We start from the raw sequence: 24,411 nt of genomic DNA on the forward strand, positions 1-24,411 counted from the left end.
GAAGGCGCTTCGCATCTCGAACATGCTGTGCGCTATACGAACAAAGTGCGGATTGCGCCGAAACTTGCCTGTCTGGGCCGCCAAAGGGCTTTAATTTGGTAACAAATGGGCGCTAAAGGTTCGAACCATTCCAAACTGGACGCGGCACAGCGCCGCATCAGGAAAGGCCCCGGAACGCCCCATGTCGGTCAGAGCCCGCCCCACTTCACCGCATCTGCAAATCTACCGCTGGACCGTCACCATGGCGATGTCCATCATCCACCGTGCCACCGGCATCGCCAATTATGGCGGCATGGCGCTGCTGGCCATCTGGCTGGTTGCCGCGGCCATCGGCCAGGATGCGCTGACCAGCGTCAACTACATCTATGGGAGCTGGTTCGGCCAATTGGTGCTGTTCGGCTTCACCTGGAGCCTGGTGCATCACATGTGCGGCGGCCTAAGGCATTTCGTCTGGGATTTCGCCGTGATGATGGAGCCGGGCCAGCGCGACAGGATGGCCTGGGCCACGCTCGTCGCCTCGGTGGTCATCACCCTCCTGATCTGGACCGTTTTCGTGTGGATGGCCTGATATGCGTGACACCGTGATAACGACAGAGACCATTGCCGATCCCAAGACCCATTACGGGGATGCCAAGGCCTCGACCCGGCATTTCATCACCCAGCGGCTGACCGGGGCGATCAATATTGCCTTTCTTTTGCTGCTGCTGTTCGTGGTGGTGCGCCTGGCCGGACAGGACCGCGCCGATGTGGTGGGGCTGCTGAGCAATTGGTTTGTCGGCATTCCCTTTGCTGGGTTGATCGCGATTGCTGCGATCCATATGCGCAATGGCATGCGCGATACGCTGGAGGATTACCTCGCCGGCTCGCTCTATCGTCTGGCCATGCTGCTCAACACGCTGTTCTGCCTTGCCGTGGCGCTTCTGGGCGCCGGCGCCGTGCTCAAAATCGTCTTCTGGGGTTGATCGAAAAATGGCTGAATACGAACTGATCGACCACGAATTCGACGTTGTGGTGGTGGGGGCCGGCGGCGCCGGGCTGCGCGCGACGCTGGGCATGGCCGAGCAGGGTTTCAACACTGCCTGCATCACCAAGGTCTTCCCCACGCGCTCGCACACTGTTGCGGCGCAGGGCGGGATTGCCGCTTCGCTGCAGAATATGGGCCCCGATAGCTGGCAGTGGCACATGTACGACACCGTCAAGGGGTCGGACTGGCTGGGCGATAATGACGCCATGGAATATCTGGCGCGCGAGGCTCCGGCGGCGATTTATGAGCTCGAGCATTATGGAGTGCCGTTCAGCCGCACCCAAGAGGGCAAGATCTATCAGCGCCCGTTTGGCGGCCACATGACCGAGTTTGGCGATGGCCCGCCGGTGCAGCGTACCTGTGCTGCCGCGGACCGCACGGGCCACGCGATCCTGCATACGCTTTATGGCCAGAGCCTGCGCAATGACGCGCAGTTCTTCATCGAATATTTCGCGCTCGACCTGATCATGGGCGAGAATGGCGAGTGCCAGGGCGTGATGGCCTGGAAGCTTGATGATGGCACGCTGCACCGGTTCCGCGCCAAGATGGTGGTGCTGGCCACCGGCGGCTATGGCCGTTCCTATTTTTCGGCCACTTCGGCCCATACCTGCACCGGCGATGGCAATGGCATGGTGGCGCGCGCCGGCCTGCCGCTGCAGGACATGGAATTCGTGCAGTTCCACCCCACCGGCATCTACGGCGCCGGCGTGCTCATCACCGAAGGTGCGCGCGGCGAGGGCGGGTATCTCACCAATTCGGAAGGCGAGCGCTTCATGGAGCGCTACGCCCCCAATGCCAAGGACCTGGCCTCGCGCGACGTGGTCAGCCGCTGCATGACGCTCGAAATCCGCGAGGGCCGGGGCGTGGGCCCCAAGAAGGACCACATTTACCTGCACCTCGATCACCTCGATCCCAAGGTGCTGCATGAGCGCCTGCCGGGCATCACCGAGAGTGCCAAGATTTTCGCCGGGGTGGATCTGACCCGAGAGCCGATCCCGGTGTTGCCGACAGTGCACTACAATATGGGCGGCATTCCTGCGAACTATCACGGCGAAGTGCTCAACCCGACTGCCGACGACCCGAACCGCATCGTGCCGGGCCTGATGGCCGTCGGCGAAGCGGCCTGCGCCTCGGTGCATGGCGCCAACCGGTTGGGTTCGAACTCGCTGACCGACCTTGTGGTCTTTGGCCGCGCCGCCGCCTTGCGGGCCGGCAAGGTGCTCGACAAGGCCGCGCCGGTGCCGGGGATCAATAAGAGCGAGGACGAGAAAATCCTCGCCCGTTTCGACCGGCTCCGCCATGCCAATGGCTCGCAGCCGACCGCCAAGCTGCGCGATGAAATGCAGCACACCATGCAGGCCGATGCCGCCGTGTTCCGCACTTCGGAATCGCTCAAGAACGGCGTCAAGGCGATGAGCGAGATCTTTTCTCGCCTCCCCGACGTCAAGGTGACCGACCGCTCGCTGATCTGGAACTCGGACCTCGTGGAGACGCTGGAGCTGGAAAACCTGATGACCTGCGCCATTGCCACGGTTGTGAGCGCCGAGGCCCGCCATGAGAGCCGCGGTGCCCATGCGCATGAGGATTTCCCCAATCGCGACGACGTGGAATGGCGCAAGCATACACTGGCGACAGTGGATGTGGCCTCGGGCGCGGTGGAGCTGGGCTACCGCCCGGTGATCGTAGACCCGCTGACCCCGCTCGAGCAGGGCGGCATCGACCTGAAAAAGATCGCGCCCAAGGCGCGCGTCTATTAGGGGGGAGGCGATGTGCCACCTGTGTGAAGAACGCAGCTATGATGGTCGTCGCAGCGACGCGGTGCCAACGGCGCCTGTCGCCAAGCCAGCATCTGCGCCTTCGTCCGGGGCGCCCGCCGAAAAGGTGCGCAAATGAGTGACACGGGCTATTCGGGCACGCCACTAGCGCAGAAACTGGGGCTCAAGGATGGGCAGCGTGTGCTGTTCATCGATCTGCCTGAAACGCTGACGGCGTTGGCAAGCTCACGTGCCTTTGCTGAAGCGCATTGCGTTGACGCCAAGCAAATGGCGGGCCTGGTGCCCGGCTATGACGTGATCCATCTCTTCACCACGACCCGCGCCGTCCTTGAGGATCTGGCGAAACCCCTGATGGAAATGATTGCCCGCAACGGGATGATCTGGGTGAGTTGGCCCAAGAAGGCAGCCAAGGTCGTTACGGACATCACCGAGGACGTGATTCGCACCCTGGTGCTGCCGATCGGGTTGGTAGACATCAAGGTCTGTGCCGTGGATCAAACCTGGTCCGGACTTAAGCTTGTTATCCGCAAGGAGCTGAGATGAAGCGCTTGCTTGCCCTGTTGCCGCTGCTGCTGCTGACACCGTCAGCATTCGCTGCCGCACCCACGGCCGCCCAGAAGGATGAGTTCTATGCCGTCTGCGTGGGCATTTCTCAGAATGCCGAGTTGTGCCGCTGCAAGGCGGATGCGGCCATGACCCTGATCGACGAGCGCTTCATGGGCGTGGTGATCGCCTCGATGAAGGGCGGGTCGCCTGCCGCCGCCGATTATGATGCCTACAATACCTACGTCGCCCGGTCGAACCAGGTCTGCAAGCCGAACTACTGAGCCGGTGACACCAGAAATGCCTTGGGGTCCGCGACCCCGATGTTGAGAAGGAAAGAGCGAGAAAATGGCCGAACTGACGTTGCGCAAGGCCGATCAGCCGCAGAAGGGCAAGACCTGGCCCAAGCCGGAAGGGGCGACGCGCCTGCGCGAATTCCATATCTATCGCTATGATCCGGACAAGGCGGACAATCCGCGGATCGACACCTATTTTGTCGACCTCGACAATTGCGGGCCGATGATCCTGGATGCCCTGCTCTACATCAAGAACAACACCGACCCGACCCTGACGCTCAGGCGCTCTTGCCGCGAGGGCATTTGCGGGTCCTGCTCGATGAATATCAACGGGCTCAACACCCTGGCCTGCACCAAGGGCATGGACGACAGCTCCGGCCCGATCAAGATCTACCCGCTGCCGCATATGCCGGTGGTCAAGGACCTGGTGCCGGACCTGACCAATTTCTATGCCCAGCACCGGGCCATAGAGCCCTGGCTCAAGACCACCTCGCCCACGCCGGAAAAGGAATGGACACAGTCGGTCGAAAACCGCGCCAAGCTCGACGGGCTCTATGAGTGCATTTTGTGCGCCTGCTGCTCGACCTCCTGCCCGTCCTATTGGTGGAATGGCGAGAAATATCTGGGCCCCGCGGCGTTGCTGCAGGCCTATCGCTGGCTGATCGACAGCCGTGATGAAACCCAGCCCGAACGTCTCGACAACCTCGAAGACCCTTTCAAGCTCTATCGCTGCCACACCATCATGAACTGTGCCAAGGTCTGCCCCAAGGGGCTGAACCCGGCCAAGGCGATTGCACAGATCAAGAAGATGATGGTGGAGCGCAAGGCTGCCTGATCGGCCGACCAGCGCTGACACAAGAAACGGCGGGGTTCAGCCCCGCCGTTTTTGCATTCAGTGGCTTGATTGCCTTAGCGCAGCGTGATCTTGCCGGCCTCGAACAGGGCCCGGCAATCGGCGGCGTCGCGTTCGCTGTCGCTGTCGAGCAGCGTTGTCGCCGTGCCCGGACCTTCAAAGCGCGGATCATCGCAAATGTCGTCATCGGCATAGGACGAGCTGTTGTCGCCAAACACCACGCCACTGCTGTCATAGGGGGCGCCAAGCACATAGTCGGGCATATAGACCGGCTTGATGGAAACCTCGCCATTGGCTTCAAGGTTCTGGCAGTCGGTGGCATCGGCCATCACGTCGGTGCTGGACAGCTTCTTGGCCATGCCAGGGCCGGTGAAGCGCCAGTCATCGCATTGGCCGTCATTGGCCCATTCGGAGGTATCCGAACCATAGTCGAAGGCACCGACCGCGCCGGCGGTGGATTTCAGCGTGGCGGTGCCGGCCAGGAACGCGGCGCGGCAATCGCTGGCATCATGCAGGCGGTCGGCATCGATCGGGTCGGTGACCACGCCAGGGCCGGTGAAGTCGGGGTCGTCGCATTCCCCGTCATTGGCCCAGGTGCCGCTATCATCACCAAAATCGATGCGGGCGGCGATCTGTTCGAGCATGCTGGCCGGAACCGTGGTGACCGGTGCGGTGACCGGAGGGGCATCGGGGTCGACCAGGGTGATGGTGCCATCTTCATAGGCCTGTCGGCAGTCTGTGGCGTCGCGCAGGATGTTGGTGTCTGAGAGCTCGCTGGCCATGCCATCTCCGGCAAAGCGCGGATCGTCGCATTCCAGATCGTTGGCCCATTCAGAGGTGTCATCGCCAAAGTCGATATCGCCGAGCATGGCCGGATCGCTTTCGCCCACCAGGGTGATGTTGCCTGCCTCATAGGCGGCGCGGCAGTCCGTGGCGTCGCGTCCGATATCGATGTCTTCGAGCTCGATGGCCATGGCTGAGCCGGCAAAGCGCGGGTCGTCGCACTCGCCATCCCTGGCCCAATCGGACGTATCATCGCCAAAGTCGATGGCGGAGATATCGGCACTGTCGCCGGTGTCCGGCGCGGTCAGGGTGATGGAGCCGGCCTCGAACAAGGTCCGGCAGTCGGTGGCATCGCGCGCGAGGTCTGCGTCGACCAGTTCGCTGGCCATCCCCTCGCCGGCAAAGCGCGGATCGTCGCATTCGCCATCATTGGCCCATTGTGAGCTGTCGTCGCCGAAGTCGATATCGCCGGCCGATTGCGCAAAGGCCGGCGCTGGCAGGCCCGCAACCAGGATCAGGACCAGGCTGGACGCGGCCAACCCCTTGTTGATTGTGCGCATTGCTCGTTCTCCCTCAACGCGTTTGCCACCCTGTTGTGCGCACCTTAACGCGGCTTTGTGGCGGCCAGAAGTGCTAAAGCTCGGCCAGCCTGGCGCGATTGGCCGTTTCGCGCCGGGCGAACAGCCAGGAGCCGGCCAGCACCATGGCCGTGCCAGCAGCGTGGAACAGGGTGAATTCCTCGCCCAGGATGAAAACGGCCAGGACGATGGTGACGATCGGGCCGAATGAGGCGGTCGACGAGGTCGCGCGGGCGCCGATGCGGGCAATGCCGGCATTGAGCAGGAAAGAGGGCAGGACAGTGCCGAAAATGCCCAGCATCAGACCGAGAAACCAAACCTCGGCATTGTAGTGGAAATAGCTTTGCGCCCCGTCGACCACCAGGCTCTGGCCAATGGCGAGCAAAGCGGCGGTCGACATGCCGATGCAGGTGAACAGGGCCGAGCCCAGAACCAGCATCTGCCGCTTGGCCAGGTGCTGGTAGAAAGCGAAGGTGATGGCCGATCCCAGCACCAGGGCGGTGCCAACAAACAGCCCTTCGGGCCGCACGGTGAGGTTCCAGGCAAAGATCACCAGCAGGCCGCCATAGCTCAGGCCCATGGCCGGCAGCAGGTTCCAGCTCATGCGGTCGCCAAAGAACAGCACGCCAAAGAGCAGCACGAAGAATGGATAGGTGAACAGCACCAGCCGCTCATACTGGGCGGTGACAAAGGCCAAACCAGCAAAATCGAGATAGCTGGCGACATAATAGCCCAATATGCCGACTGCCATGGTGGCGAGCAGGCGCTTAGGCGTGATCAGAGGCCGCAATTGCGGATTGCGCCGCAACAAAGAGAGCAGGATCACCAGATAGACCGGCAGGGCCACCAGCATGCGCAGGGCCAGCGTGGCCTCGGTCGAAACGCCCTGGGCGAAGGCGAGCTTGATGAAGATGCCCTTGGTGGAGAACAGGGCGGCCCCGACAAAGGCCAGGCCATAGCCGATCGTGTCGATGGCAGGTGCGGTGCTGGTCGGTCCGGTGGGCATCGGAGAAAGTCCTTTGACCCAGCATTAGGCTGCGCCCCCGCGCTTTGAAAGCCGGATCGCGGCAAATCCGTCTACTCGGGTTCAGCCGCGCGGATGGGCCTTGGCATAGCTCTCGAGCAGGTGCTCGGTATCGACGGCGGTGTAGATCTGGGTGGTGGAGAGACTGGCATGGCCCAGCAATTCCTGGATGGCGCGCAAATCGCCGCCCTTGCCCAGCAGGTGCGTGGCGAAGGAATGCCGGAGCGCGTGGGGCGTGGCCGAGGGCGGCAGGCCCAGGGCCCCGCGCAACTGGGCCATGCGCAACTGGATCAGCCGGGGCGAGAGCACGCCGCCGCGCACGCCGCGGAACAGGGGCTCTTCCGGCCAAAGCTTGAACGGCGCCAGCGAGAGGTAGCTGTCGATGGCCTGCCGGACCGGGGCGATCAGCGGTACCATGCGCACCTTGCCGCCCTTGCCGGTGACCCGAAGCGTATCGGCTTCCAGATCCGCCTTGGTCAGCGCCAGCGCTTCGGAAATACGCAGGCCTGCGCCATAGCAAAGCGAAATGACGGCCATGTCGCGCGCTGCAACCCAGGGGCGGTCTTCGATCTCGTCGGTGGTGGCAATGGTCTTTTTTGCTTCCACCACGCTCAAGGCCTTGGGCAGGGAGCGCGGGATTTTCGGGGTACGAATGACATTGAGCGCGTCACTGGCCAGTGTGCCCTCGCGCTCGAGAAAACCGAAAAAGCTCTTGAGGGCCGAGAGTACGCGCGCCAGGGAGCGCGAGCCCAGGCTTTCGCTGCGGCGTTTGGCCATGAAGGCGCGAATATCGGCGCCGCGTAGCGTCTTGAGAGAATCAAGTGTCACCGGCCCGCCCATATGGCCGGAGAGAAAGCCCATGAACTGGCCCAGATCCCGGCCATAGGCCTCAAGCGTCTTGGGCGCCAGACGCCGCACCGACCCCAATTCGCGCAGCCAGGCGTCGATACGGGCGCGGACAAATTCATCGGTGGCAAAGGCGCTGTCGGTCATACAGGCCAGACTGCGCCAGTCATGGTGAATGCCGGCTCAATATTCATGGTAAACCTGGACTTAACCTTGATAGCAATATTGTAGCGCGCAAAGACAGGAGGATTGCCATGGGTGCGCGTCTTTATCTCGGTGTCCTCGTTGCTGCAGTCATGGCCGCTCCCGCGAGCGCCGTGGATCTGGGATTTTACGATCCCCAGTTCTCTGGCGGGTCTGGCATGCCGCTTCACGGTGCAAAGTCGGTGTCGGCCGAATCAGTGGATGGCACCCTGCGGCTTCGGGCCAGTCTGGGCGCGACCTATCTTGAGGGCAATGAATTCGTCTATGCAGGTGACTACCGGGTCAGCAAGCTGATCTGGCAGACCACGGCGCCGATCCTGCGTGGCAGTGTTTCAGCCGATCTGGGGCATGGCATCAGCATTTCAGCGGAGGGGAGCGCTGCCATACGGGGAAACTCCCACATGGTGGATTATGACTGGCTTGCAGGTGACGACACTTTCGAAAACTGGACGCACCGGTCCGAGCATCCCGATACCCATCTCGCCCATTTCTGGACGGGTTCGGCCAGCATTGGCTACGAACTTGCCAATGTCCAGGATGCGGTCATCCGCATGCATGGCGGCTTTCAATATACCGATGTGAAGTGGGACGCCTTTGGCGGCTCATATGTTTACAGCACCAGCGGGACCTTGCGCGACGACATCGGCAATTTTGCTGATGGGGCGCCGGCCATTTCCTATCGGCAGCAAATGCCTGAGGTCTTTGTCGGCGTCGATGGCGAACAATATTATGGCAAGCTTCGCGTCGGCGGCCTGATGCGAGCCGGCCTGGTGGTGGGGGCGGTTGCCACGGACGACCACTGGATGCGCGATCTGCGCTTCACCGACACACTCTATGTCCAGCCTTCCGTGGAACTGGGCCTGGACGCAGGCTATGCACTCGGGCCAATGGCCGAGTTGACCCTGGCCGGGCGGTTCAAGCACATGTTCGAGCAGCGCGGCGATACCGCGATCTACAATACCGTTGCAGGCACGACCGCCCATTCCAGCAATGGTGCGGCGGCCTCCTTTACCCAACTCGACATCTCCGCCGGCCTGCGCGCGCGTTTCTGAGACCGGATCCTGACGGTTTGGCTTTGGCCGAATCGGCTCCTGCCCCTATCTATGGGCCAGGAGAACGGAACGCGCACAAATGATCGATCGTCCGGATATAGTCGCAGTGATGGTGGGGGTGGCCGTGGAGGGCCCCTATAGCTATCGCGTGCCCGAAGGGATGAGCGTTGAGCGCGGCTCCATCGTGGCCGTGCCGCTGGGCCCGCGGCTGATCCTGGGGGTGGTCTGGGGACCGCCCAAGGACATGATTGCCCATAACCGGTTGCGCGAGATTGCCCAGGCCTATGATGTGCCGCCGCTGTCCGAAGAGCTGCTCAAACTGGTCGATTGGGTGGCGCGCTATACGCTGACGGCACCGGGGCAGGTGTTGCGCGGGGTGTTGCGCTCGCCCGAGGCGCTTGATCAACCCAAGCCGGTGATCGCCTATCGGCGCACCGGGCATGAGCCGGAAAAGCTGACACCGGCACGCCTGCGCGTGCTCGATTGCCTGGTGGATGACATGGCCTGGCCCAAGCCGGCGCTGGTCGGGGCCAGCGGGGTGTCCAGTTCGGTGATCGATGGGCTGGCGCGGGCCGGGGCCGTCGAGAAGATCGAGATGCCGCCGCCACCTGTGGTGATGCCGCCGGATCCGGACGACAATCCGGCGCAGCTCAACCCTGAACAGCAAAAGGCGCTCGACCAGATCCTGGGGCTCGATGCGCATGCATTCGGGGTGGCGCTGCTTGATGGGGTGACCGGGGGCGGCAAGACCGAAGTGTTTTTCGAGGCGGTGGCCGATACGCTCCGCGCCGGGCGGCAGGCGCTGGTGCTGCTGCCCGAGATTGCCCTTACCAACACCTTTATTGACCGCTTCACCCGGCGCTTCGGGACGAAGCCGGCTGAATGGCATTCGGACATGACCCCGGCACAGCGGGCCAAGGTGTGGCGCGGGGTGCTCGATGGCACCGTGCGGGCCGTCGTGGGCGCACGTTCGGCGTTGTTCCTGCCGTTCCGCGAACTGGGGCTGATGGTGCTCGATGAGGAGCATGATGGCGCCTATAAGCAATCGGACGGCTTTACCTATCACGCGCGCGACATGGCCATCGTGCGGGCCAATCTGGCGAAGGCCCGGGTGGTGCTGTCTTCGGCCACCCCATCGGTGGAATCGCGCAACAATGCCAATCACGGGCGCTATGCCCATGTGACACTGGAAGCCCGGTTTGCCGAAGCGGCCATGCCTGATGTGACGGCCATCGACATGCGTACCGACGGGCCGGAAAAGGGCGAGTGGATTGCGCCTGCCCTGGCAAGGGAAGTGTTTGCGGCGCTCGACCGGGGTGAGCAGGCATTATTGTTTCTCAATCGGCGGGGTTATGCACCACTGACTTTGTGCCGCTCCTGCGGGCATCAATATCAATGCCCGGACTGTTCGAGCTGGATGGTGGAGCATCGGTTTCGCGGCGTCTTGATGTGCCACCATTGCGGGCACGAAATGCGCACGCCCAAGGTGTGTGGGGAATGTGGGGATGCCGAGAGCCTGGTCGCGGTGGGGCCGGGTGTCGAGCGGGTTGCCGAAGAGGCGGCGGCGCGTTTTCCCGATGCGCGGCGCGTGCTGCTTTCCACCGATATGGGCAGCCACGCCCAGTTGCGCGAGCGGTTTTCGGAAATCGAGCGGGGCGAGTATGACCTGATCATTGGCACCCAGCTCGTCTCCAAGGGTCATCATTTCGAAAAGCTCTCGGTGGTGGGTGTGCTCGATGCCGATCTGGGGCTGGCGCATGGCGATCCGCGCGCTGCGGAGAAGACGTTTCAGATTTTGACGCAGGTGGCCGGGCGCGCCGGGCGCGCCTCGCGGCACGGCAAGGCGTTCCTGCAGACCTATCATCCCGACCATCCTGTGATGAAGGCGATGGTGTCCGGCGACCGCGAAGCGTTTTACGCCCAGGAATTGCTGGCACGCGAGGCCGGTGGCATGCCTCCGTTCGGGCGGCTGGCGGCGCTGATCGTGTCGGCCAATGAACAGCAGACGGCGATGGCCTATGCGCGGACCCTGCTATCGGCCGCTCCGATGGCCGAGGGGGTGCGGCTGTTCGGGCCCGCGGATGCGCCCGTGGCCATGATCAGGGGACGGCATCGCGTGCGGCTCCTGGCCCAGTCAGGCAAGGATTTTGATCTTTCGGGCTATGTGCGGTTCTGGCTGAACAACGCCGATAAGCCCAAGGGGGATCTGAAAATACAGGTCGATATCGACCCGATGAGCTTTATGTAGTGTCGAGCTGGGGGCCACGTTCCCGCCATTCGAGCGTAGCTCTCATGGCCTTCTCGGCTTGAAAGGCTCCCCCGGAGGCTTTCATCCATCGGACACGGCCATAGCCACTCAGCCACAGGCTTCGTGGCCTCCTCACCTCAAATCGCGCCACTGGCCCGATTTGCCCTTCGGGACAACTCGGAGAGTGCGACACTTTCGACATGGTCGAATCCGTGCCCGGAGCCTTGCGTGGCGCGCGTGGCTTGTGATAGAGCGGGCGCGACTTTCAAGGGGTCCGGCTCGCGGCCCGTTTCCGAGCACGTCCAAGCGTTCATAAGCCGTCCGGGTTTCGGTCAACGAAGCCAAAAAAGAGGATCGGCCAACAAGAGGGTGAAGCGGCATTGGCAGCGCAGAATTCAGTGCTTACCCAGATTGCGCGGCCATATGCGTCGGCGCTGTTTGACCTCGCACAGAGCGAGAACCAATTGGCTTCGGTGGAAACCGGGCTATCCGACATCTCCCGACTGATCGGCGAAAGCGACGACTTTTCCCGCTATCTTCGCTCCCCGGTGATTTCCGGCGACGTGAAAGCTGCGGCACTCGATGCCATTCTGGGCAAGGCTCAGGTCAATCCGTTGCTGGCCAATTTCCTGCGCCTGGTGGCCAAGAATTCCCGCCTGTTCGCTCTGGACACTATCATTGTGGTGTTCCGCGAGCTGGCCGCTGCCGCCCGCGGTGAAGCCACGGCTGACGTCACCTCTGCCGCGCCACTGACGGATGCACAGGCCAAGGCCCTGGGCGAAACGCTCAAGGCCAAGCTGGGCAAGACCGTGACACTCAATCAATTCGTCGATCCCTCGCTGATCGGTGGCCTTCAGGTGAAGGTCGGCAGCCAGATGATCGATAGCTCACTCAAGACAAAACTCGCTGCGATGAAAATCGCCATGAAAGAGGTCGGATAATGGACATCAAAGCCGCGGAAATTTCTGCGATCCTCAAGGACCAGATCAAGAATTTCGGCCAGGAAGCCCAGGTTTCCGAAGTTGGTCAGGTGCTCTCCGTCGGTGACGGTATTGCCCGCGTCTATGGCCTCGACAATGTGCAGGCCGGCGAGCTCGTCGAATTCCCCGGCGGCGTCAAGGGCATGGCCCTGAACCTTGAAGTGGACAATGTCGGTGTCGTGATTTTCGGCAACGACCGCGCCATCAAGGAAGGCGATGTCGTCAAGCGCACCGGCGCCATCGTGGACACCCCGGTTGGTCCGGGCCTGCTTGGCCGCGTGGTCGATGGTCTGGGCAACCCGATCGACGGCAAGGGCCCGATCGAGCACACCGAGCGCCGCCGCGTTGACGTGAAGGCTCCCGGCATTCTGCCGCGCAAGTCGGTGCATGAGCCGATGTCGACCGGCCTCAAGGCCATCGACGCGCTGATCCCGATCGGCCGCGGCCAGCGCGAGCTGGTGATTGGTGACCGCCAGACCGGCAAGACCGCCATCATTCTCGACACCTTCCTGAACCAGAAGCCGGCCCATGACGCCGACGCATCGGACACCGACAAGCTGTTCTGCATCTATGTCGCTGTGGGCCAGAAGCGCTCGACGGTTGCCCAGTTCGTCAAGCAGCTCGAAGAAGCCGGCGCGCTGCAGTATTCGGTGGTGATTGCCGCGACTGCTTCGGAAGCCGCGCCGATCCAGTATATCGCGCCGTTCACCGGCTGCGCGATCGGCGAGTGGTTCCGCGACAATGGCAAGCATGCCGTGATCGCCTATGACGATTTGACCAAGCAAGCCGTTGCGTACCGTCAGCTTTCGCTGCTGCTGCGCCGTCCGCCGGGCCGCGAAGCCTATCCGGGTGACGTGTTCTACCTGCACTCCCGTCTGCTCGAACGCGCCGCCAAGATGAACGAGGACCATGGTCTTGGTTCGCTGACTGCACTGCCGGTCATTGAAACCCAGGCCAACGACGTGTCGGCCTATATCCCGACCAATGTGATCTCGATCACCGACGGCCAGATCTTCCTGGAGACCAACCTGTTCTTCCAGGGTATCCGCCCGGCCGTGAACGTGGGTCTGTCGGTGTCCCGCGTGGGCGGTTCGGCCCAGATCAAGGCGATGAAGCAGGTGGCAGGCTCGCTCAAGGGCGAACTCTCGCAGTATCGCGAAATGGCCGCCTTCGCCCAGTTCGGTTCGGACCTTGACGCTGCCACCCAGCGCATGCTGAACCGCGGTGCCCGTCTGACCGAGCTGCTCAAGCAGCCGCAGTTCAGCCCGCTCAAGACCGAAGAACAGGTCGCGGTGATCTTTGCCGGTAGCCAGGGCTATCTCGACACCATTCCCGTGAACAAGGTGCAGGATTTCGAAAAGCACGTGCTTTCGAACATGCGCTCCAAGCACGCTGATCTCTTGAAGACCATCGCCACCGAAAAAGCCTTGAGCGATGATACCCGCGCCAAGCTGAAGTCGGCTCTGGACGAAATCAAGAAGACCTACGCGGCTTAAGCCCTGAAGGAGACGACAGGCAATGCCGTCGCTAAAGGACCTAAAAAACAGGATCGACTCGGTCAGATCGACCCAGAAGATCACCAAGGCCATGCAGATGGTCGCGGCGGCAAAGCTCCGTCGCGCCCAGGAAGCAGCCGAGGCCGCTCGCCCCTATGCCGAGCGCATGGGCAAGGTCTTGGCCGCGCTTGGCGCAGTCTATGATGGACAGGAAAACGCCCCGGTGCTGCTTGGCGGCACGGGCAAGGATCAGGTGCATTTGCTGGTGGTTGCCACCGGTGAGCGCGGTCTGGCCGGCGGTTTCAACTCGTCGATCGCGCGCCTGGCCCGAGACCATGCCCAAAAGCTCATCGCCCAGGGCAAGACCGTCAAGTTCCTGACCGTGGGCCGCAAGGGCCACGATATCCTGCGCCGGCAATATCCGGAATTGATCGTGGACACGTTCAACTTCCGCGAAGTCAAGCAGGTGGGCTTCACCCAGGCCCAGCAGGTCGCCGACAAGGTGCTCGAGCTGTTTGCCGCCGGTGAGTTCGACGTCGCCACGCTGTTCTTTGCCAAGTTCGGTTCGGTGATCAGCCAGGTGCCGACGGCCCATCAGCTCATTCCGGCCAAGCTGGAAAAGGTCGAGGCCGAGGGTGACGTCAACACCCCCGCCGTGCCTTACGAATATGAGCCGAGCGAAGAAGCGATTGTCGAAGACCTGTTGCCGCGCAACATTTCCGTGCAGGTGCTGCGTGCCCTGCTCGAAAACAGCGCTTCGTTCTACGGTGCGCAGATGTCCGCGATGGACAATGCGACCCGCAATGCCGGCGAAATGATCAACAAGCTGCAGCTGAGCTATAACCGCCAGCGGCAAGCCCAGATCACCAAAGAACTCATCGAAATCATCTCGGGCGCGGAAGCGCTCTAACCCATCAGCGAGGACGAACAAATGGCAGAGAAAAAGGCCGGTCGCGTTTCGCAGGTCATTGGCGCCGTCGTTGACGTGGTGTTCGACGATCACCTGCCCGCCATCCTGAACGCACTTGAAACCAACAATAATGGCCAGCGCCTGGTGCTCGAAGTGGCCCAGCACCTGGGCGAGAACGCCGTGCGCACCATTGCCATGGACACGACCGAAGGTCTGGTTCGCGGCACCGAAGTCACCGATCTGGGCATGGCCATCTCGGTGCCGGTGGGTGAAGCGACCCTCGGGCGAATCATGAATGTTATCGGTGAGCCGATCGACGAAGCCGGTCCGATCACGGGCGAAGCGATCCGCGAGATCCACCAGGAAGCGCCGACTTTTGCCGAACAGAACCCCGAAAGCGAGGTTCTGGTCACTGGCATCAAGGTGGTGGACCTGATTGCCCCTTACGCCCGTGGTGGCAAGATTGGTCTGTTCGGTGGTGCCGGCGTGGGCAAGACCGTGCTGATCCAGGAACTGATCAACAACGTCGCCAAGGCGCATGGTGGGTATTCGGTGTTTGCCGGCGTGGGTGAACGCACCCGTGAAGGCAACGATCTTTACCACGAAATGATCGAATCGGGCGTGAACAAGGACCCCAAGGAACATGGTGGTTCGGCCGCCGGCTCCAAGTGTGCCCTGGTGTTCGGCCAGATGAACGAGCCTCCGGGCGCCCGTGCCCGCGTGGCGCTGACCGGCCTGACCGTTGCCGAGCAGTTCCGTGACCAGGGCCAGGACGTGCTGTTCTTCGTGGACAACATCTTCCGCTTCACCCAGGCCGGTGCCGAAATGTCGGCTCTGCTGGGTCGTATCCCCTCTGCCGTGGGTTATCAGCCGACGCTGTCGACCGACATGGGCGCGATGCAGGAACGCATCACCACCACCACCAAGGGTTCGATCACCTCGATCCAGGCCGTGTATGTGCCCGCCGACGACTTTACCGACCCGGCGCCGGCTACCACCTTCAGCCACCTGGACGCGACCACTGCCCTGAACCGTGCCATCTCGGAAAAGGGCATCTACCCCGCCGTAGACCCGCTGGCGTCCAACTCGCGTATCCTGGATCCGCAGGTCGTGGGTCAGGAGCACTATGATGTGGCCCGCGCCGTGCAGGCCATCCTGCAGAAGTACAAGGCCCTGCAGGACATCATTGCGATCCTGGGCATGGACGAGCTGTCCGAAGAGGACAAGCTGACTGTGGCCCGCGCCCGCAAGATCGAGCGCTTCATGAGCCAGCCCTTCGACGTGGCAGAAGTGTTCACCGGTGCGCCGGGCGTGTTCGTGTCGCTCGAAGACACCATCAAGGGCTTCAAGGGCCTGGTCGAAGGCGAATATGACCATCTGCCCGAAGCTGCCTTCTACATGGTCGGCACGATTGAAGACGCCGTTGCCAAGGCACAGAAGCTGGCCGCCCAGGCTGCCTAATTGAGGCGCGGGGCCGCCTGGCGGCCCCGGCACATCAGTTGTGATGGAGCTCGGCATCGCCCGGGCTCCACTGCCAAAGGACCAAGAGAATGGCTGAAGGCCTCAAGATCGAGATCGTGTCGCCAGAGCGGCTGGTGCTCTCCGAAACCGTTGTGTCGGTCACCGTGCCGGGCACGGAAGGCTATTTCACGGTCATGGACGACCATGCGCCGTTCATGACCACGCTCAAGCCCGGCTTCATCACCGTGACCAAGTCGGGGAGCGCGGCTGACGTCTATTTCGTCAAGGGCGGCTTTGCCGATGTGTCGGCCGCGGGGCTGACTATCCTGGCCGAGCAGTCGGTGCCGTTCGCCGAGTTCGACCATGGCGATCTGCAGGCGCAGATCAAGGCGGCAGAGGAAGAGCTCAGCCGCGCGGCAACGCCGGAAGACAAGTCCTATGCCCAGGAAGTGGTGTCGGCGCTTCTGAACCTGGCCATCGAATCCCAGCATATCGACGGCGCACACGTTCACTAAACGGCTCACATCGAACGATAATTCCCAGGCTGTCCCAGATTTTGGGGCGGCTTTTTGCATCTGAAATGAGCACTGCGCACAATCATTATGCAAGTCATTGATATGGCAGGAGTTTTTTCCGCCATAAACCAGCGATTAACGCTTCGGGCGCACTCTTGCCGCCGATTGGTGGATGCCGGACAGAAGTCCGGTCTGCGGGGACGAGAAAATGACCAAGCTACTGGGCAATCTGCGCCTGACCTTTGCCATCTCCGGCCTGACAATTGGGGCCATAGTCTTTGCCATAGCCGCCGTATTGGTCAGCCTGTTTGTCAGCCTGAGCGGATCGGTCGAACGGGACGCCACGGCGGCCCTGACCAATACAACGCGCATCGCGGCGCAGATTTTCCAGGTCAACCTCCCCAGTCTGGAGGTGAGCGTCGGGGAGGCGGGCAATGTCGAAGCATTGACGGCCCGCAACATGCCTCGCTTCCGCAACCACAATGTCATCGACGCAGTAGCCGGCGTTTCCGGCGCGCATGTGGCGGTCTATGTATTCGACCCCGAGGTCAGCCCGGACTTCCTGGTCGGCAGCACCAGTCTCGCCGATGCTGCGGGCGAGCGCGTCATGGACATGCCCATCGTGGCGGGGACGACGCTGTTCGACACGCTGAGCGCCAATCAGTCGGTTCGTGACGAGACCATTGTCGATGGCCGGGACCACCTGGTGCGTTACGAACCAATTGCAACGGGTGAAGGCGTGGTCATCGGCGCGCTCATGGTGCTGGTGGACAAGGCGCCGTTCGAGGCGTTGCTGTCGCAGACCATGCTGGTGCTGGGTGGCACGAGCCTGCTGGCGGTCATTCTGGTGGCCCTTATTGCCCTATGGGCCGCGCGGCTGCTCATCCGACCGATTCCGCACCTGGCCGCGGCCATGGACACGATTGCCGAAGGCGACCTGGATGCGGTGGTCCCCTACACCGAGCGGCGCAATGAAATCGGCGCGATGGCGCGGGCTGTGGAAGTGTTCCGCAGCAATGGCACGGAAAAGGCCGCGCTGGACGCGCAGGCCCGCCAGCACATGGCGGAGGCCGCCGATCATACGGGGCAATTGCAGGCCATTTCGCGCAGCCAGATCGTTGTCGAGTTCGATCTCGACGGCACCGTGCTGACGGCCAATGACAACTTCCTCGAGCTGCTGGGTTATCGGCTGGACGATGTGGCCGGGCGGCCCAATGCGCTTTTCCTGTTCGATGCCGATCCGGCCAGCAGCGCCTACAAGGATTTCTGGCGCGAGCTGGCCTCCGGTGCCTTCAAGAGCGGCGAGTATCGTCGTCGCGCCAGGGATGGCCGGGAAGTGTGGATCCAGAGCACGTTCACGCCGATCAGCGATACTGATGGCGTGCCCTACAAGATCGTGCAATTCGCGACCGATGTGACGGCACGCAAGCAGTCGGTGGCCACCATTGGCGCCGGTCTGAAAAGCCTGGCCGGGGGTGATCTCACTCATACGATCGACAATGCATTCCCGCCCGAGTTCGAAGACCTGCGGGTCGCTCTCAATGGCACGATCACCCGATTTGCCGAGGTGGTTGGACAGTTGCGGGTGACCACACGCTCGCTGCGGACCGCCAGCGGCGAGCTGCTGAGCGGAGCCAACGACCTCAGCGAGCGCACCACACGCCAGGCAGCGACCATCGAGGAAACCTCGGCGGCGATGGAAGAACTGGCTGGAACCGTGGCCAGCAATGCGGGCATGGCCGAGGACGCTGCCGGCAAGGCGGAAACCGTGGCCAAGGCTGCAGCCGAGAGCGGCGCGGTGATGGGTGAAGCGACAGGCGCGATGGAGCGAATCACCCAGTCCTCAGCCAAGATCTCCAACATTATCGGCATGATCGACGATATCGCCTTCCAGACCAATCTGCTGGCGCTCAATGCTTCGGTGGAGGCGGCCCGCGCCGGTGACGCCGGCAAGGGCTTTGCCGTGGTGGCCGTGGAAGTGCGGCGCCTGGCGCAATCGGCGGCTCAGGCGTCGTCCGAGGTCAAGGCGCTGGTGGAAAAGAGCGCAGAGGAGGTCAAGGGTGGTTCAAGCCTGGTCGCCGCGGCCGGCGAGCGGCTCAAGTCGATGCTTGATGCGGTTGAGGAGAACAGCGCGCTGGTGCGGACTATCGCCAGGGCGAGCCGGGAGCAGGCCGCCTCGATCGAGGAGGTCAATACGGCGGTGCGCACACTCGATCAGATGACCCAGCACAATGCGGCGCTGGTGGAACAGACCAATGCGGTGATTGCCCAGACTGAAGGGCAGACGCAGACGCTGGACGGCATTGTCGACATCTTCCAGCTTGCCGATACGGCGGATGCGCCAGAGGCTGGGGTGCCCCGCCGGGCGGCATAATCCCGCTATTGCTGGAGCGCGGCGTCCACCAGGGCCCGCGCATGCAGATCGGTGGTGTCATAGGTGGGAAGGGTGCTGGTCGCGTCGTCGATCAGCATGCCGATTTCTGTACAGCCCAGAATGACCGCCTGGGCGCCGCGCGCGGCCATGCGGTCAATTGCCGCCTGGTAGATCCGGCGTGACTCCTCTCGGACAATGCCCTTGCACAATTCCTCGTAGATGATGCCGTTGAGATTGGTATGATCCACCTCGGGCACCAGCACATTGAGGCCGTGACTGACCAGGCGCTGCTTGTAGAAATCCATTTCCATGGTGAAGCGGGTGCCGAGCAGGCCCACCGTGTCATAGCCGTCGCCGAGCAGGGCCTGGGCGGTCGGGTCGGCAATGTGGATGAAGGGCGTGCCGACCCCTTCGAGCATGATATCGGACACCACATGCATGGTGTTGGTGGCGAGCCCCAGCACCTCTGCACCGGCGCGCACCAGGCCCTGGGCAACCGTGTTCAGCTGCCGTCCGGCGGCATCCCAATTGCCCGCCGACTGCATCTCGGCAATCGGGGCGAAGTCGACCGAGTGCATGATGACAGGCGCCGAATGCAGCCCGCCCAGCCGCCGCGCCGTTTCCTGGTTGAGAATGCGATAATAATGGGCGCTGGATTCCCAGCTCATGCCGCCGATCAGGCCGATGGTTTTCATGGGCTAGGCTCACACATGGGTAAAGCGTTGCGGTATGTCGCGAAAAGCCTCAACCACCTTTTCATAGGCGGGCCGCTTGAACGGCACAATGAGGCTGGGCGCGCGGCTCAGCTTCTCCCACCGCCAGGCATTGAACTCGGGTGGATGCTTGCCGCCGGCCGGCTCGGCAACGTCGATCTCGCTTTCATCGCCGGTAAAGGCAAAGGCAAACCAGCGCTGGCGCTGGCCGCGATACTTGCCTTTCCAGGCCTTGCCCAAAACGTCGTCCGGCAGGTCGTAATAGATCCATTCCGGCGCCTCGGCGAGCAGGCTCACCGAGGTCATATTGGTTTCTTCGTGCAATTCGCGCAGAGCCGCCCCCAGCGGGTCCTCACCCTTGTCGATGCCACCCTGAGGCATTTGCCAGGCCGAACCGTGGGCCGCAGACTGGTCCGGGTCGCCCGCGCTCTTGCGGTGCCCCATGAACACATTGCCATGGGCATTGAACACGGCAATGCCGACGCAGTCGCGATAGGGCAGGGCGTTTCGATCAGGCGGGGTGTCGGACATGTTGGTCGGGCCTTTATCTGTCGCATACGCTGGTCGAACGACCGGCGGTCGCCCAAGCGGCGTCATGCGCTATTGCATCAGCGCGCTGGCCGGAACCAGCGCAATGCCCTTGGCATCGAGCTCGCGCGACCATTCGGAGACGGCCTGCACCGATATGGGCAGGGCGCTGATAATACCAAGGGCGCTGCCAGTATCCATGGCCTGGGCCTCAAGGCTGGCAAGTGCTGAGAGAATGGATGCGCGAGCCGGATTGGCGTCGATCACTTGGCCCGCACGGCCAAAGGGCACATTGTTGGCGCCGGCGAGCTGGGCGGCGACCGAGCGGTTCGACGAGCCGTCGTCAAGATAGCCCAGCCCCCGGGCGCCGAGCTCTTCCATGATCGGCGCCATGTCAGTGGCCGAGGCGGTAAAGCGCGCGCCCATATTGTTGATGACCCCGAAATAGCCGCCGAAACGGGCCATCAGCCAGAATAGTTTTTCGAGATTGTCGCGCGGCGTCTCGCCGGTCAGGATGGTGTGCGGGCCGGGATCGTTCTGCGGATAGTCGAAGGGCTCGAGGGGAATCTCGAGCATGACTTCGTGGCCCGCCGTACGTGCGGCGGCCACCGTGCTGGGCAGGGAGCGGCCATAGGGCGCAAAGGCCAGGGTCACTTCGTCGGGCAGTTGATCGATGGTATCGAGCGATCCCTGCTCGTTGATTCCCAGCCCGGTCACGACAATGGCGATCATGGGTTGTCCGGATGCTGCCGCAGTCCCGGCATTGCGGCGATAGGCCAGGAAGGGCGTCAGGCCCGTGCCGGACATGCGGGGAATGGCGCCATGGGCCGTTTCTTCGCTCAGGTCCGGCAGGACACCGAAATTGTCCGGGACCTGACCCGGTGCCGGCGTGGCGCTCCCGGGCGCAGGAACCGCGATCATGGAGCCATCGGCCGGGAATTGCCCGGGATCGGCAGTGATGGTGGCCGGTCCGGTCGCTGCACTCCGGGCAATGCTATTGCCATCGCGCGTGGAGGTAATCGCTACTTCGGCGCTGGGGCGGCCACCATCGGGATCTTCGACCAGGACCAGGCGCAGGGCCACCCCGCCAATGATAAGGAAAATGGCGATGAACAGCAGGCGCGCCAGCGGAAAGTGGAACTTGGCGGCCTTTTCCTGCTTCTGGCGCCGACGACCGGTGAGCGGTGTGGACAGATCATTGGCCATTGGCGCTTCGCTCATCTCCGGCTGGAGCTTTGTACCGTCGTATTGCTGACCCGCAAGGTCACAGCTTGCCCTGGGATGCGGCGCGAATCAGCTCCGCCGCATCTCCAGTCTATCATGGCGCCTTGCTATTCGGCTGTTGGCGGAAAAGCCGGGTCGGTCTCTTCGCCCTTGATCAGGCGGAGAGCGTATTGGAGCTGGGTGTCCTCCGCCTTGTCGGCCGGGACATAGACCGAGGAACCGACGCTGGCCTCTTCCTGGCCTTCGACGGTGATATGACCCTCCAGCCCGGCCTCGCCGATAATCTCGTCGCGGCCCTGGAATTCCTCGGGGACAACCTGGCGCACCTCAATGTCCGGGGTGATGCCCAGCGCCTGGATCGAGCGGTTATTGGGCGTGTAGTAGCGCGCCGTGGTCAACCGCATGGCCCCGTCCGGCCCAAGGGAAATGATGGACTGGACCGAGCCCTTGCCGAAGGAGCGGGTGCCAACCAGTGTGGCACGCTTGTGATCCTGCAGGGCGCCAGCAACAATCTCGGAGGCCGAGGCGGAGCCACCATTGATCAGCACGACCAGGGGCACATCGGCGATGCGGGCATCAAGCGGGTCGGGCGCGGCATCGTAACGGGCGCTTTCGGTTTCCGAGCGGCCGCGGGTCAGGACCACGGCGCCGCGATTGAGGAAGGCGTCGGCGACATAGACTGACTGATCGACCAGTCCGCCCGGATTATTACGCAGGTCGAGAATGATGCCCTGCGGCGGGACGTCATTGCGCTCGGCATAAATATCCTCAATGGCGCGTTCGATGCCGACAAAGGCCTGTTCGGAGAAGCGCGACAGGCGCAGCACGGCAATGTCGCCTTCGCCTTCGGTTTCCCCGCCCTCCATGCTCCAGCGCACAGCGCGCATGGAGATGATGCCGCGGGTCAACTCGAATTCGAGCGGCTCATCGACACCTTCGCGGAACACGGTGATGACGACATTGGTGCCGACCTCACCGCGCATTTTTTCAACGGCCTCGTCCTGGGTCATGCCTTGAACCTGCTGGCCATCGATTTCGATGATGAGGTCGTTGGAAAGGATGCCGGCGCGGGCGGCAGGCGTATCATCGATGGGCGACACAACCTTGATCAGGCCTTCTTCCATGATGATCTCGACACCCAGTCCACCGAACTGGCCAGAGGTATCCTCGCGCATGTCGGCATATTCGATGGGCGGCAGGTAGCCCGAATGCGGATCGAGCGAGGTCAGCATGCCCTGAATGGCGGCCCGGATCAGTTCCTGCTCATTGGGCGGATCGACATATTCGGACCGGATGCGGTCGAAGATTTCGCCGAACAGGTTGAGATCGGAATAGATTTCGAGTGGATCGCGGGGCGCAGCAGAGCGCTCGGCGGCTGTTGGCTCAGCCTCCTCTCCGCTGGGATTGGGGTCGAGCTGCTCTTCAATCGGCGCAGGATCGGCGGGGGCCTGGGCGAGCAACTGGTCCTGAGCGATCAGCACGGTGGCGGGCACCAGCACTGCTGCTCCGAGGGCAGCAAGGCGAAGGGTGGTCAGGCGCATGGATTACTTATCCCGTTTGTTCTTGGCTGGCCCACCACCCGGCCGGGTCGAAAGGCTCGTTGTTTTCTCGCAGTTCAATATAGAGGGTCGGCTGGTCGTTTCCAGCATTGGTGCTGACCGTGCGCCCAATTGTGCGTGATCCCATGGTTCCGAGGGGCTCGCCCATCTGCACGAACTGACCGATCTCGGCGGTGATTGTGTCAAGGCCAGCAAGCAGCGCCGTATAGCCTCCACCGGCATTGAGAATGACGATCTGGCCATAATTGAGGTAGGGGCCCTTGTAGAGCACCCAACCGTCAGCCGGAGCGAGCACCTGTGCCTCGGCGCGGGTGACGATGGATTGACCCTGGGCGATGCCGCCCCGCCCGTCATTGGCGCCGAAATCGACCACCGTCACGCCATTGGCCGGCGGCACCAGATAGCCATTGGCGAGCGGGAAGGGTACGGCAGGCTGGGTGCGGGCCGGATCTGCGAAGGCCAGCTCGATGGCCTCGGGCGAAAGCTGGGGCAGGTCAGGATCGGTCGTCGCGGGGGCCGCAGTGGCGCCAGCAGCGGCTCGTTCAGACAGGGCGCCGATCAATTCGCGCAAGGTGCTGGCGCGTTCGGCCAGGGCGACGGCCTCTGCCTGCTCGGCCTCGAGTTCGGCGCTCATCTGGGTGATGCCGGCCCGGCGTGCAGCGATCAGCGTGGCGATGCGCAATTGCTCTTCTTCGAGCACCTCGTGATTGGCCCTGAGGGTTTCTTCCTCGGCCATGGCAGCCAGCTTGATGTCGGTCAGAGCCTGCAGATCGGCGGCGACCGTGTCGGCCTGGGCGCGCAATTGCGGCAGAATGGCTGCAATCAGCATGGCACCGCGTGCCGAACCCAGGGCATCACCGGGATCAACAATCAGGGCCGGAGGCGGATTGAGCGAAATGCGCTGCAGCGCAGCCAGCACATTGGCAATCTCGGCGTCCGCACCATCCAGGCGGCCGCGCACTTCGAGCTCGCGCACGATCAGGTCGGAAATGCGCTCTTCGACATCGGCGACCTCGATTTCAGCCAGCTTGACCCGCTGGGCCGCGGCGATGAGGGCGGCATTCTGCTGGGTGCGATCCCCTTCCATGGCGGCGATTTCGGCCTTGAGCGCCTCGATGCGTTCGCGGCTGAGCGAGAGGGTGGCTTCAACCTCTTCGAGATCCGCGGCATTGTCGTCAGCCGGGCCGGCAGTCTCGTCAGCGGGTGTTGCGGGATCGTCCACCGGGGTTTGCGCCACAGCCTCGCTGGCCGGGTCGAGCGGCAATGCGGGGCGCAACTCCACCCCGGGTGCGGTGTCGGGTGCTGGTTCGGGCGCTTCAGTCTGGGCCAGGATGGGCCAAGCCGCCGCGCCGGTCAGCAGGGCGCCCACCAGCAGCGCCTTGATACGATGTGCCGGCCGCAATGGCATGGCGTCTCCAGAAAAAG

Annotated in this window: 22 protein-coding genes; 14 read left to right on the plus strand and 8 right to left on the minus strand. The window is 62.9% G+C overall.

Translation table 11 applies throughout. The features are described 5' to 3' along the window. Positions 1 to 181: 181 nt before the first annotated feature. The 6 genes from sdhC (at position 182) to DDE76_RS12210 (ending at position 4,473) form a co-directional block, all read left to right on the plus strand. Positions 182 to 568 carry a succinate dehydrogenase, cytochrome b556 subunit gene (gene sdhC, locus DDE76_RS12185; RefSeq protein ID WP_104892751.1) on the plus strand — a complete coding sequence of 129 codons (387 nt, stop codon included), beginning with the start codon at positions 182 to 184 and terminating at the stop codon, positions 566 to 568. A 1-nt stretch (position 569) separates the two neighbouring features. Continuing rightward, on the plus strand, positions 570 to 962 hold the full coding sequence (gene sdhD, locus DDE76_RS12190) for a succinate dehydrogenase, hydrophobic membrane anchor protein (protein ID WP_104892752.1): 393 nt from the start codon (positions 570 to 572) through the stop codon (positions 960 to 962). Positions 963 to 969: 7 nt separating this feature from the next. Continuing rightward, on the plus strand, positions 970 to 2,781 hold the full coding sequence (sdhA, locus tag DDE76_RS12195) for a succinate dehydrogenase flavoprotein subunit (RefSeq protein ID WP_104892753.1): 1,812 nt from the start codon (positions 970 to 972) through the stop codon (positions 2,779 to 2,781). A 132-nt stretch (positions 2,782 to 2,913) separates the two neighbouring features. Further along, on the plus strand, positions 2,914 to 3,342 hold the full coding sequence (locus DDE76_RS12200; RefSeq protein ID WP_104892754.1) for a DUF3052 domain-containing protein: 429 nt from the start codon (positions 2,914 to 2,916) through the stop codon (positions 3,340 to 3,342). Further along, positions 3,339 to 3,626: a hypothetical protein gene (locus DDE76_RS12205; RefSeq protein WP_104892755.1), complete on the plus strand. Its 288-nt coding sequence runs from the start codon at positions 3,339 to 3,341 to the stop codon at positions 3,624 to 3,626. The genes DDE76_RS12200 and DDE76_RS12205 overlap by 4 nt, the downstream gene beginning before the upstream one ends. 64 nt (positions 3,627 to 3,690) lie before the next feature. After that, on the plus strand, positions 3,691 to 4,473 hold the full coding sequence (locus DDE76_RS12210) for a succinate dehydrogenase iron-sulfur subunit (RefSeq protein WP_104892756.1): 783 nt from the start codon (positions 3,691 to 3,693) through the stop codon (positions 4,471 to 4,473). A 74-nt stretch (positions 4,474 to 4,547) separates the two neighbouring features. Here the strand turns inward: DDE76_RS12210 and DDE76_RS12215 are convergent, their stop codons facing one another. The 3 genes from DDE76_RS12215 to DDE76_RS12225 form a co-directional block, all read right to left on the minus strand. Then, a complete protein-coding gene (locus DDE76_RS12215; protein ID WP_104892757.1) occupies positions 4,548 to 5,834 on the minus strand; it encodes a hypothetical protein in 1,287 nt (428 codons plus the stop codon). Positions 5,835 to 5,907: 73 nt separating this feature from the next. Then, a complete protein-coding gene (locus DDE76_RS12220) occupies positions 5,908 to 6,858 on the minus strand; it encodes a DMT family transporter (protein WP_104892758.1) in 951 nt (316 codons plus the stop codon). An 81-nt stretch (positions 6,859 to 6,939) separates the two neighbouring features. Further along, a complete protein-coding gene (locus tag DDE76_RS12225; RefSeq protein WP_104892759.1) occupies positions 6,940 to 7,869 on the minus strand; it encodes a tyrosine recombinase XerC in 930 nt (309 codons plus the stop codon). A gap of 107 nt (positions 7,870 to 7,976) precedes the next feature. On the opposite strand from DDE76_RS12225, the gene DDE76_RS12230 reads away from it, so the two are divergent. The 8 genes from DDE76_RS12230 (at position 7,977) to DDE76_RS12265 (ending at position 18,962) form a co-directional block, all read left to right on the plus strand. After that, positions 7,977 to 8,978 (plus strand): omptin family outer membrane protease, encoded by a 1,002-nt coding sequence (locus DDE76_RS12230; RefSeq protein ID WP_104892760.1) that lies wholly within the window; start codon positions 7,977 to 7,979, stop codon positions 8,976 to 8,978. Between the two features lie 79 nt (positions 8,979 to 9,057). Further along, positions 9,058 to 11,226: a primosomal protein N' gene (locus tag DDE76_RS12235; RefSeq protein WP_104892761.1), complete on the plus strand. Its 2,169-nt coding sequence runs from the start codon at positions 9,058 to 9,060 to the stop codon at positions 11,224 to 11,226. Positions 11,227 to 11,606: 380 nt separating this feature from the next. Continuing rightward, positions 11,607 to 12,167: a F0F1 ATP synthase subunit delta gene (locus DDE76_RS12240; protein ID WP_104892762.1), complete on the plus strand. Its 561-nt coding sequence runs from the start codon at positions 11,607 to 11,609 to the stop codon at positions 12,165 to 12,167. Then, positions 12,167 to 13,702: a F0F1 ATP synthase subunit alpha gene (atpA, locus tag DDE76_RS12245; protein ID WP_104892763.1), complete on the plus strand. Its 1,536-nt coding sequence runs from the start codon at positions 12,167 to 12,169 to the stop codon at positions 13,700 to 13,702. The genes DDE76_RS12240 and atpA overlap by 1 nt, the downstream gene beginning before the upstream one ends. A 22-nt stretch (positions 13,703 to 13,724) precedes the next feature. Further along, positions 13,725 to 14,612 (plus strand): F0F1 ATP synthase subunit gamma, encoded by an 888-nt coding sequence (locus DDE76_RS12250; protein ID WP_104892764.1) that lies wholly within the window; start codon positions 13,725 to 13,727, stop codon positions 14,610 to 14,612. Between the two features lie 21 nt (positions 14,613 to 14,633). Continuing rightward, the gene (gene atpD / locus DDE76_RS12255; protein WP_104892765.1) at positions 14,634 to 16,073 is read left to right on the plus strand and encodes a F0F1 ATP synthase subunit beta; all 1,440 of its coding nucleotides are present in this window, start codon (positions 14,634 to 14,636) and stop codon (positions 16,071 to 16,073) included. Positions 16,074 to 16,162: 89 nt separating this feature from the next. Next, positions 16,163 to 16,588, plus strand: a complete 426-nt coding sequence (locus tag DDE76_RS12260; RefSeq protein ID WP_104892766.1) for a F0F1 ATP synthase subunit epsilon — start codon at positions 16,163 to 16,165, stop codon at positions 16,586 to 16,588. 208 nt (positions 16,589 to 16,796) lie between these two features. Beyond that, positions 16,797 to 18,962 carry a methyl-accepting chemotaxis protein gene (locus tag DDE76_RS12265; protein WP_158672392.1) on the plus strand — a complete coding sequence of 722 codons (2,166 nt, stop codon included), beginning with the start codon at positions 16,797 to 16,799 and terminating at the stop codon, positions 18,960 to 18,962. Positions 18,963 to 18,967: 5 nt separating this feature from the next. On the opposite strand, the gene DDE76_RS12270 is transcribed toward DDE76_RS12265, so the two are convergent. The 5 genes from DDE76_RS12270 to DDE76_RS12290 all read right to left on the minus strand — a co-directional run bounded on the left by DDE76_RS12270 (position 18,968) and on the right by DDE76_RS12290 (position 24,394). Continuing rightward, positions 18,968 to 19,657 carry an aspartate/glutamate racemase family protein gene (locus DDE76_RS12270; protein WP_104892768.1) on the minus strand — a complete coding sequence of 230 codons (690 nt, stop codon included), beginning with the start codon at positions 19,655 to 19,657 and terminating at the stop codon, positions 18,968 to 18,970. Positions 19,658 to 19,666: 9 nt separating this feature from the next. Continuing rightward, positions 19,667 to 20,206, minus strand: a complete 540-nt coding sequence (locus tag DDE76_RS12275) for an RNA pyrophosphohydrolase (protein WP_104892769.1) — start codon at positions 20,204 to 20,206, stop codon at positions 19,667 to 19,669. A gap of 69 nt (positions 20,207 to 20,275) precedes the next feature. After that, positions 20,276 to 21,424 carry a divergent polysaccharide deacetylase family protein gene (locus DDE76_RS12280; RefSeq protein ID WP_104892770.1) on the minus strand — a complete coding sequence of 383 codons (1,149 nt, stop codon included), beginning with the start codon at positions 21,422 to 21,424 and terminating at the stop codon, positions 20,276 to 20,278. 110 nt (positions 21,425 to 21,534) lie between these two features. Next, positions 21,535 to 22,968: a S41 family peptidase gene (locus DDE76_RS12285; protein ID WP_104892771.1), complete on the minus strand. Its 1,434-nt coding sequence runs from the start codon at positions 22,966 to 22,968 to the stop codon at positions 21,535 to 21,537. 7 nt (positions 22,969 to 22,975) lie between these two features. Beyond that, positions 22,976 to 24,394: a murein hydrolase activator EnvC family protein gene (locus DDE76_RS12290; RefSeq protein WP_104892772.1), complete on the minus strand. Its 1,419-nt coding sequence runs from the start codon at positions 24,392 to 24,394 to the stop codon at positions 22,976 to 22,978. Positions 24,395 to 24,411: the final 17 nt, after the last annotated feature.

This window comes from Devosia indica (assembly GCF_003056405.1).
GTDB lineage: Bacteria > Pseudomonadota > Alphaproteobacteria > Rhizobiales > Devosiaceae > Devosia > Devosia indica.

Bases quoted from the DNA above. Each gene is read 5' to 3' on its own strand.
- DDE76_RS12215 (WP_104892757.1), bottom strand. From the start codon at position 5,834: ATGCGCACAATCAACAAGGGGTTGGCCGCGTCCAGCCTGGTCCTGATC.
- DDE76_RS12200 (WP_104892754.1), top strand. From the start codon at position 2,914: ATGAGTGACACGGGCTATTCGGGCACGCCACTAGCGCAGAAACTGGGG.
- DDE76_RS12290 (WP_104892772.1), bottom strand. From the start codon at position 24,394: ATGCCATTGCGGCCGGCACATCGTATCAAGGCGCTGCTGGTGGGCGCC.
- sdhA (WP_104892753.1), top strand. From the start codon at position 970: ATGGCTGAATACGAACTGATCGACCACGAATTCGACGTTGTGGTGGTG.
- DDE76_RS12250 (WP_104892764.1), top strand. From the start codon at position 13,725: ATGCCGTCGCTAAAGGACCTAAAAAACAGGATCGACTCGGTCAGATCG.
- DDE76_RS12205 (WP_104892755.1), top strand. From the start codon at position 3,339: ATGAAGCGCTTGCTTGCCCTGTTGCCGCTGCTGCTGCTGACACCGTCA.
- DDE76_RS12285 (WP_104892771.1), bottom strand. From the start codon at position 22,968: ATGCGCCTGACCACCCTTCGCCTTGCTGCCCTCGGAGCAGCAGTGCTG.
- DDE76_RS12225 (WP_104892759.1), bottom strand. From the start codon at position 7,869: ATGACCGACAGCGCCTTTGCCACCGATGAATTTGTCCGCGCCCGTATC.
- DDE76_RS12210 (WP_104892756.1), top strand. From the start codon at position 3,691: ATGGCCGAACTGACGTTGCGCAAGGCCGATCAGCCGCAGAAGGGCAAG.
- DDE76_RS12270 (WP_104892768.1), bottom strand. From the start codon at position 19,657: ATGAAAACCATCGGCCTGATCGGCGGCATGAGCTGGGAATCCAGCGCC.
- DDE76_RS12265 (WP_158672392.1), top strand. From the start codon at position 16,797: ATGACCAAGCTACTGGGCAATCTGCGCCTGACCTTTGCCATCTCCGGC.
- DDE76_RS12260 (WP_104892766.1), top strand. From the start codon at position 16,163: ATGGCTGAAGGCCTCAAGATCGAGATCGTGTCGCCAGAGCGGCTGGTG.
- atpA (WP_104892763.1), top strand. From the start codon at position 12,167: ATGGACATCAAAGCCGCGGAAATTTCTGCGATCCTCAAGGACCAGATC.
- DDE76_RS12235 (WP_104892761.1), top strand. From the start codon at position 9,058: ATGATCGATCGTCCGGATATAGTCGCAGTGATGGTGGGGGTGGCCGTG.
- sdhC (WP_104892751.1), top strand. From the start codon at position 182: ATGTCGGTCAGAGCCCGCCCCACTTCACCGCATCTGCAAATCTACCGC.
- DDE76_RS12230 (WP_104892760.1), top strand. From the start codon at position 7,977: ATGGGTGCGCGTCTTTATCTCGGTGTCCTCGTTGCTGCAGTCATGGCC.
- atpD (WP_104892765.1), top strand. From the start codon at position 14,634: ATGGCAGAGAAAAAGGCCGGTCGCGTTTCGCAGGTCATTGGCGCCGTC.
- DDE76_RS12220 (WP_104892758.1), bottom strand. From the start codon at position 6,858: ATGCCCACCGGACCGACCAGCACCGCACCTGCCATCGACACGATCGGC.
- sdhD (WP_104892752.1), top strand. From the start codon at position 570: ATGCGTGACACCGTGATAACGACAGAGACCATTGCCGATCCCAAGACC.
- DDE76_RS12280 (WP_104892770.1), bottom strand. From the start codon at position 21,424: ATGAGCGAAGCGCCAATGGCCAATGATCTGTCCACACCGCTCACCGGT.
- DDE76_RS12275 (WP_104892769.1), bottom strand. From the start codon at position 20,206: ATGTCCGACACCCCGCCTGATCGAAACGCCCTGCCCTATCGCGACTGC.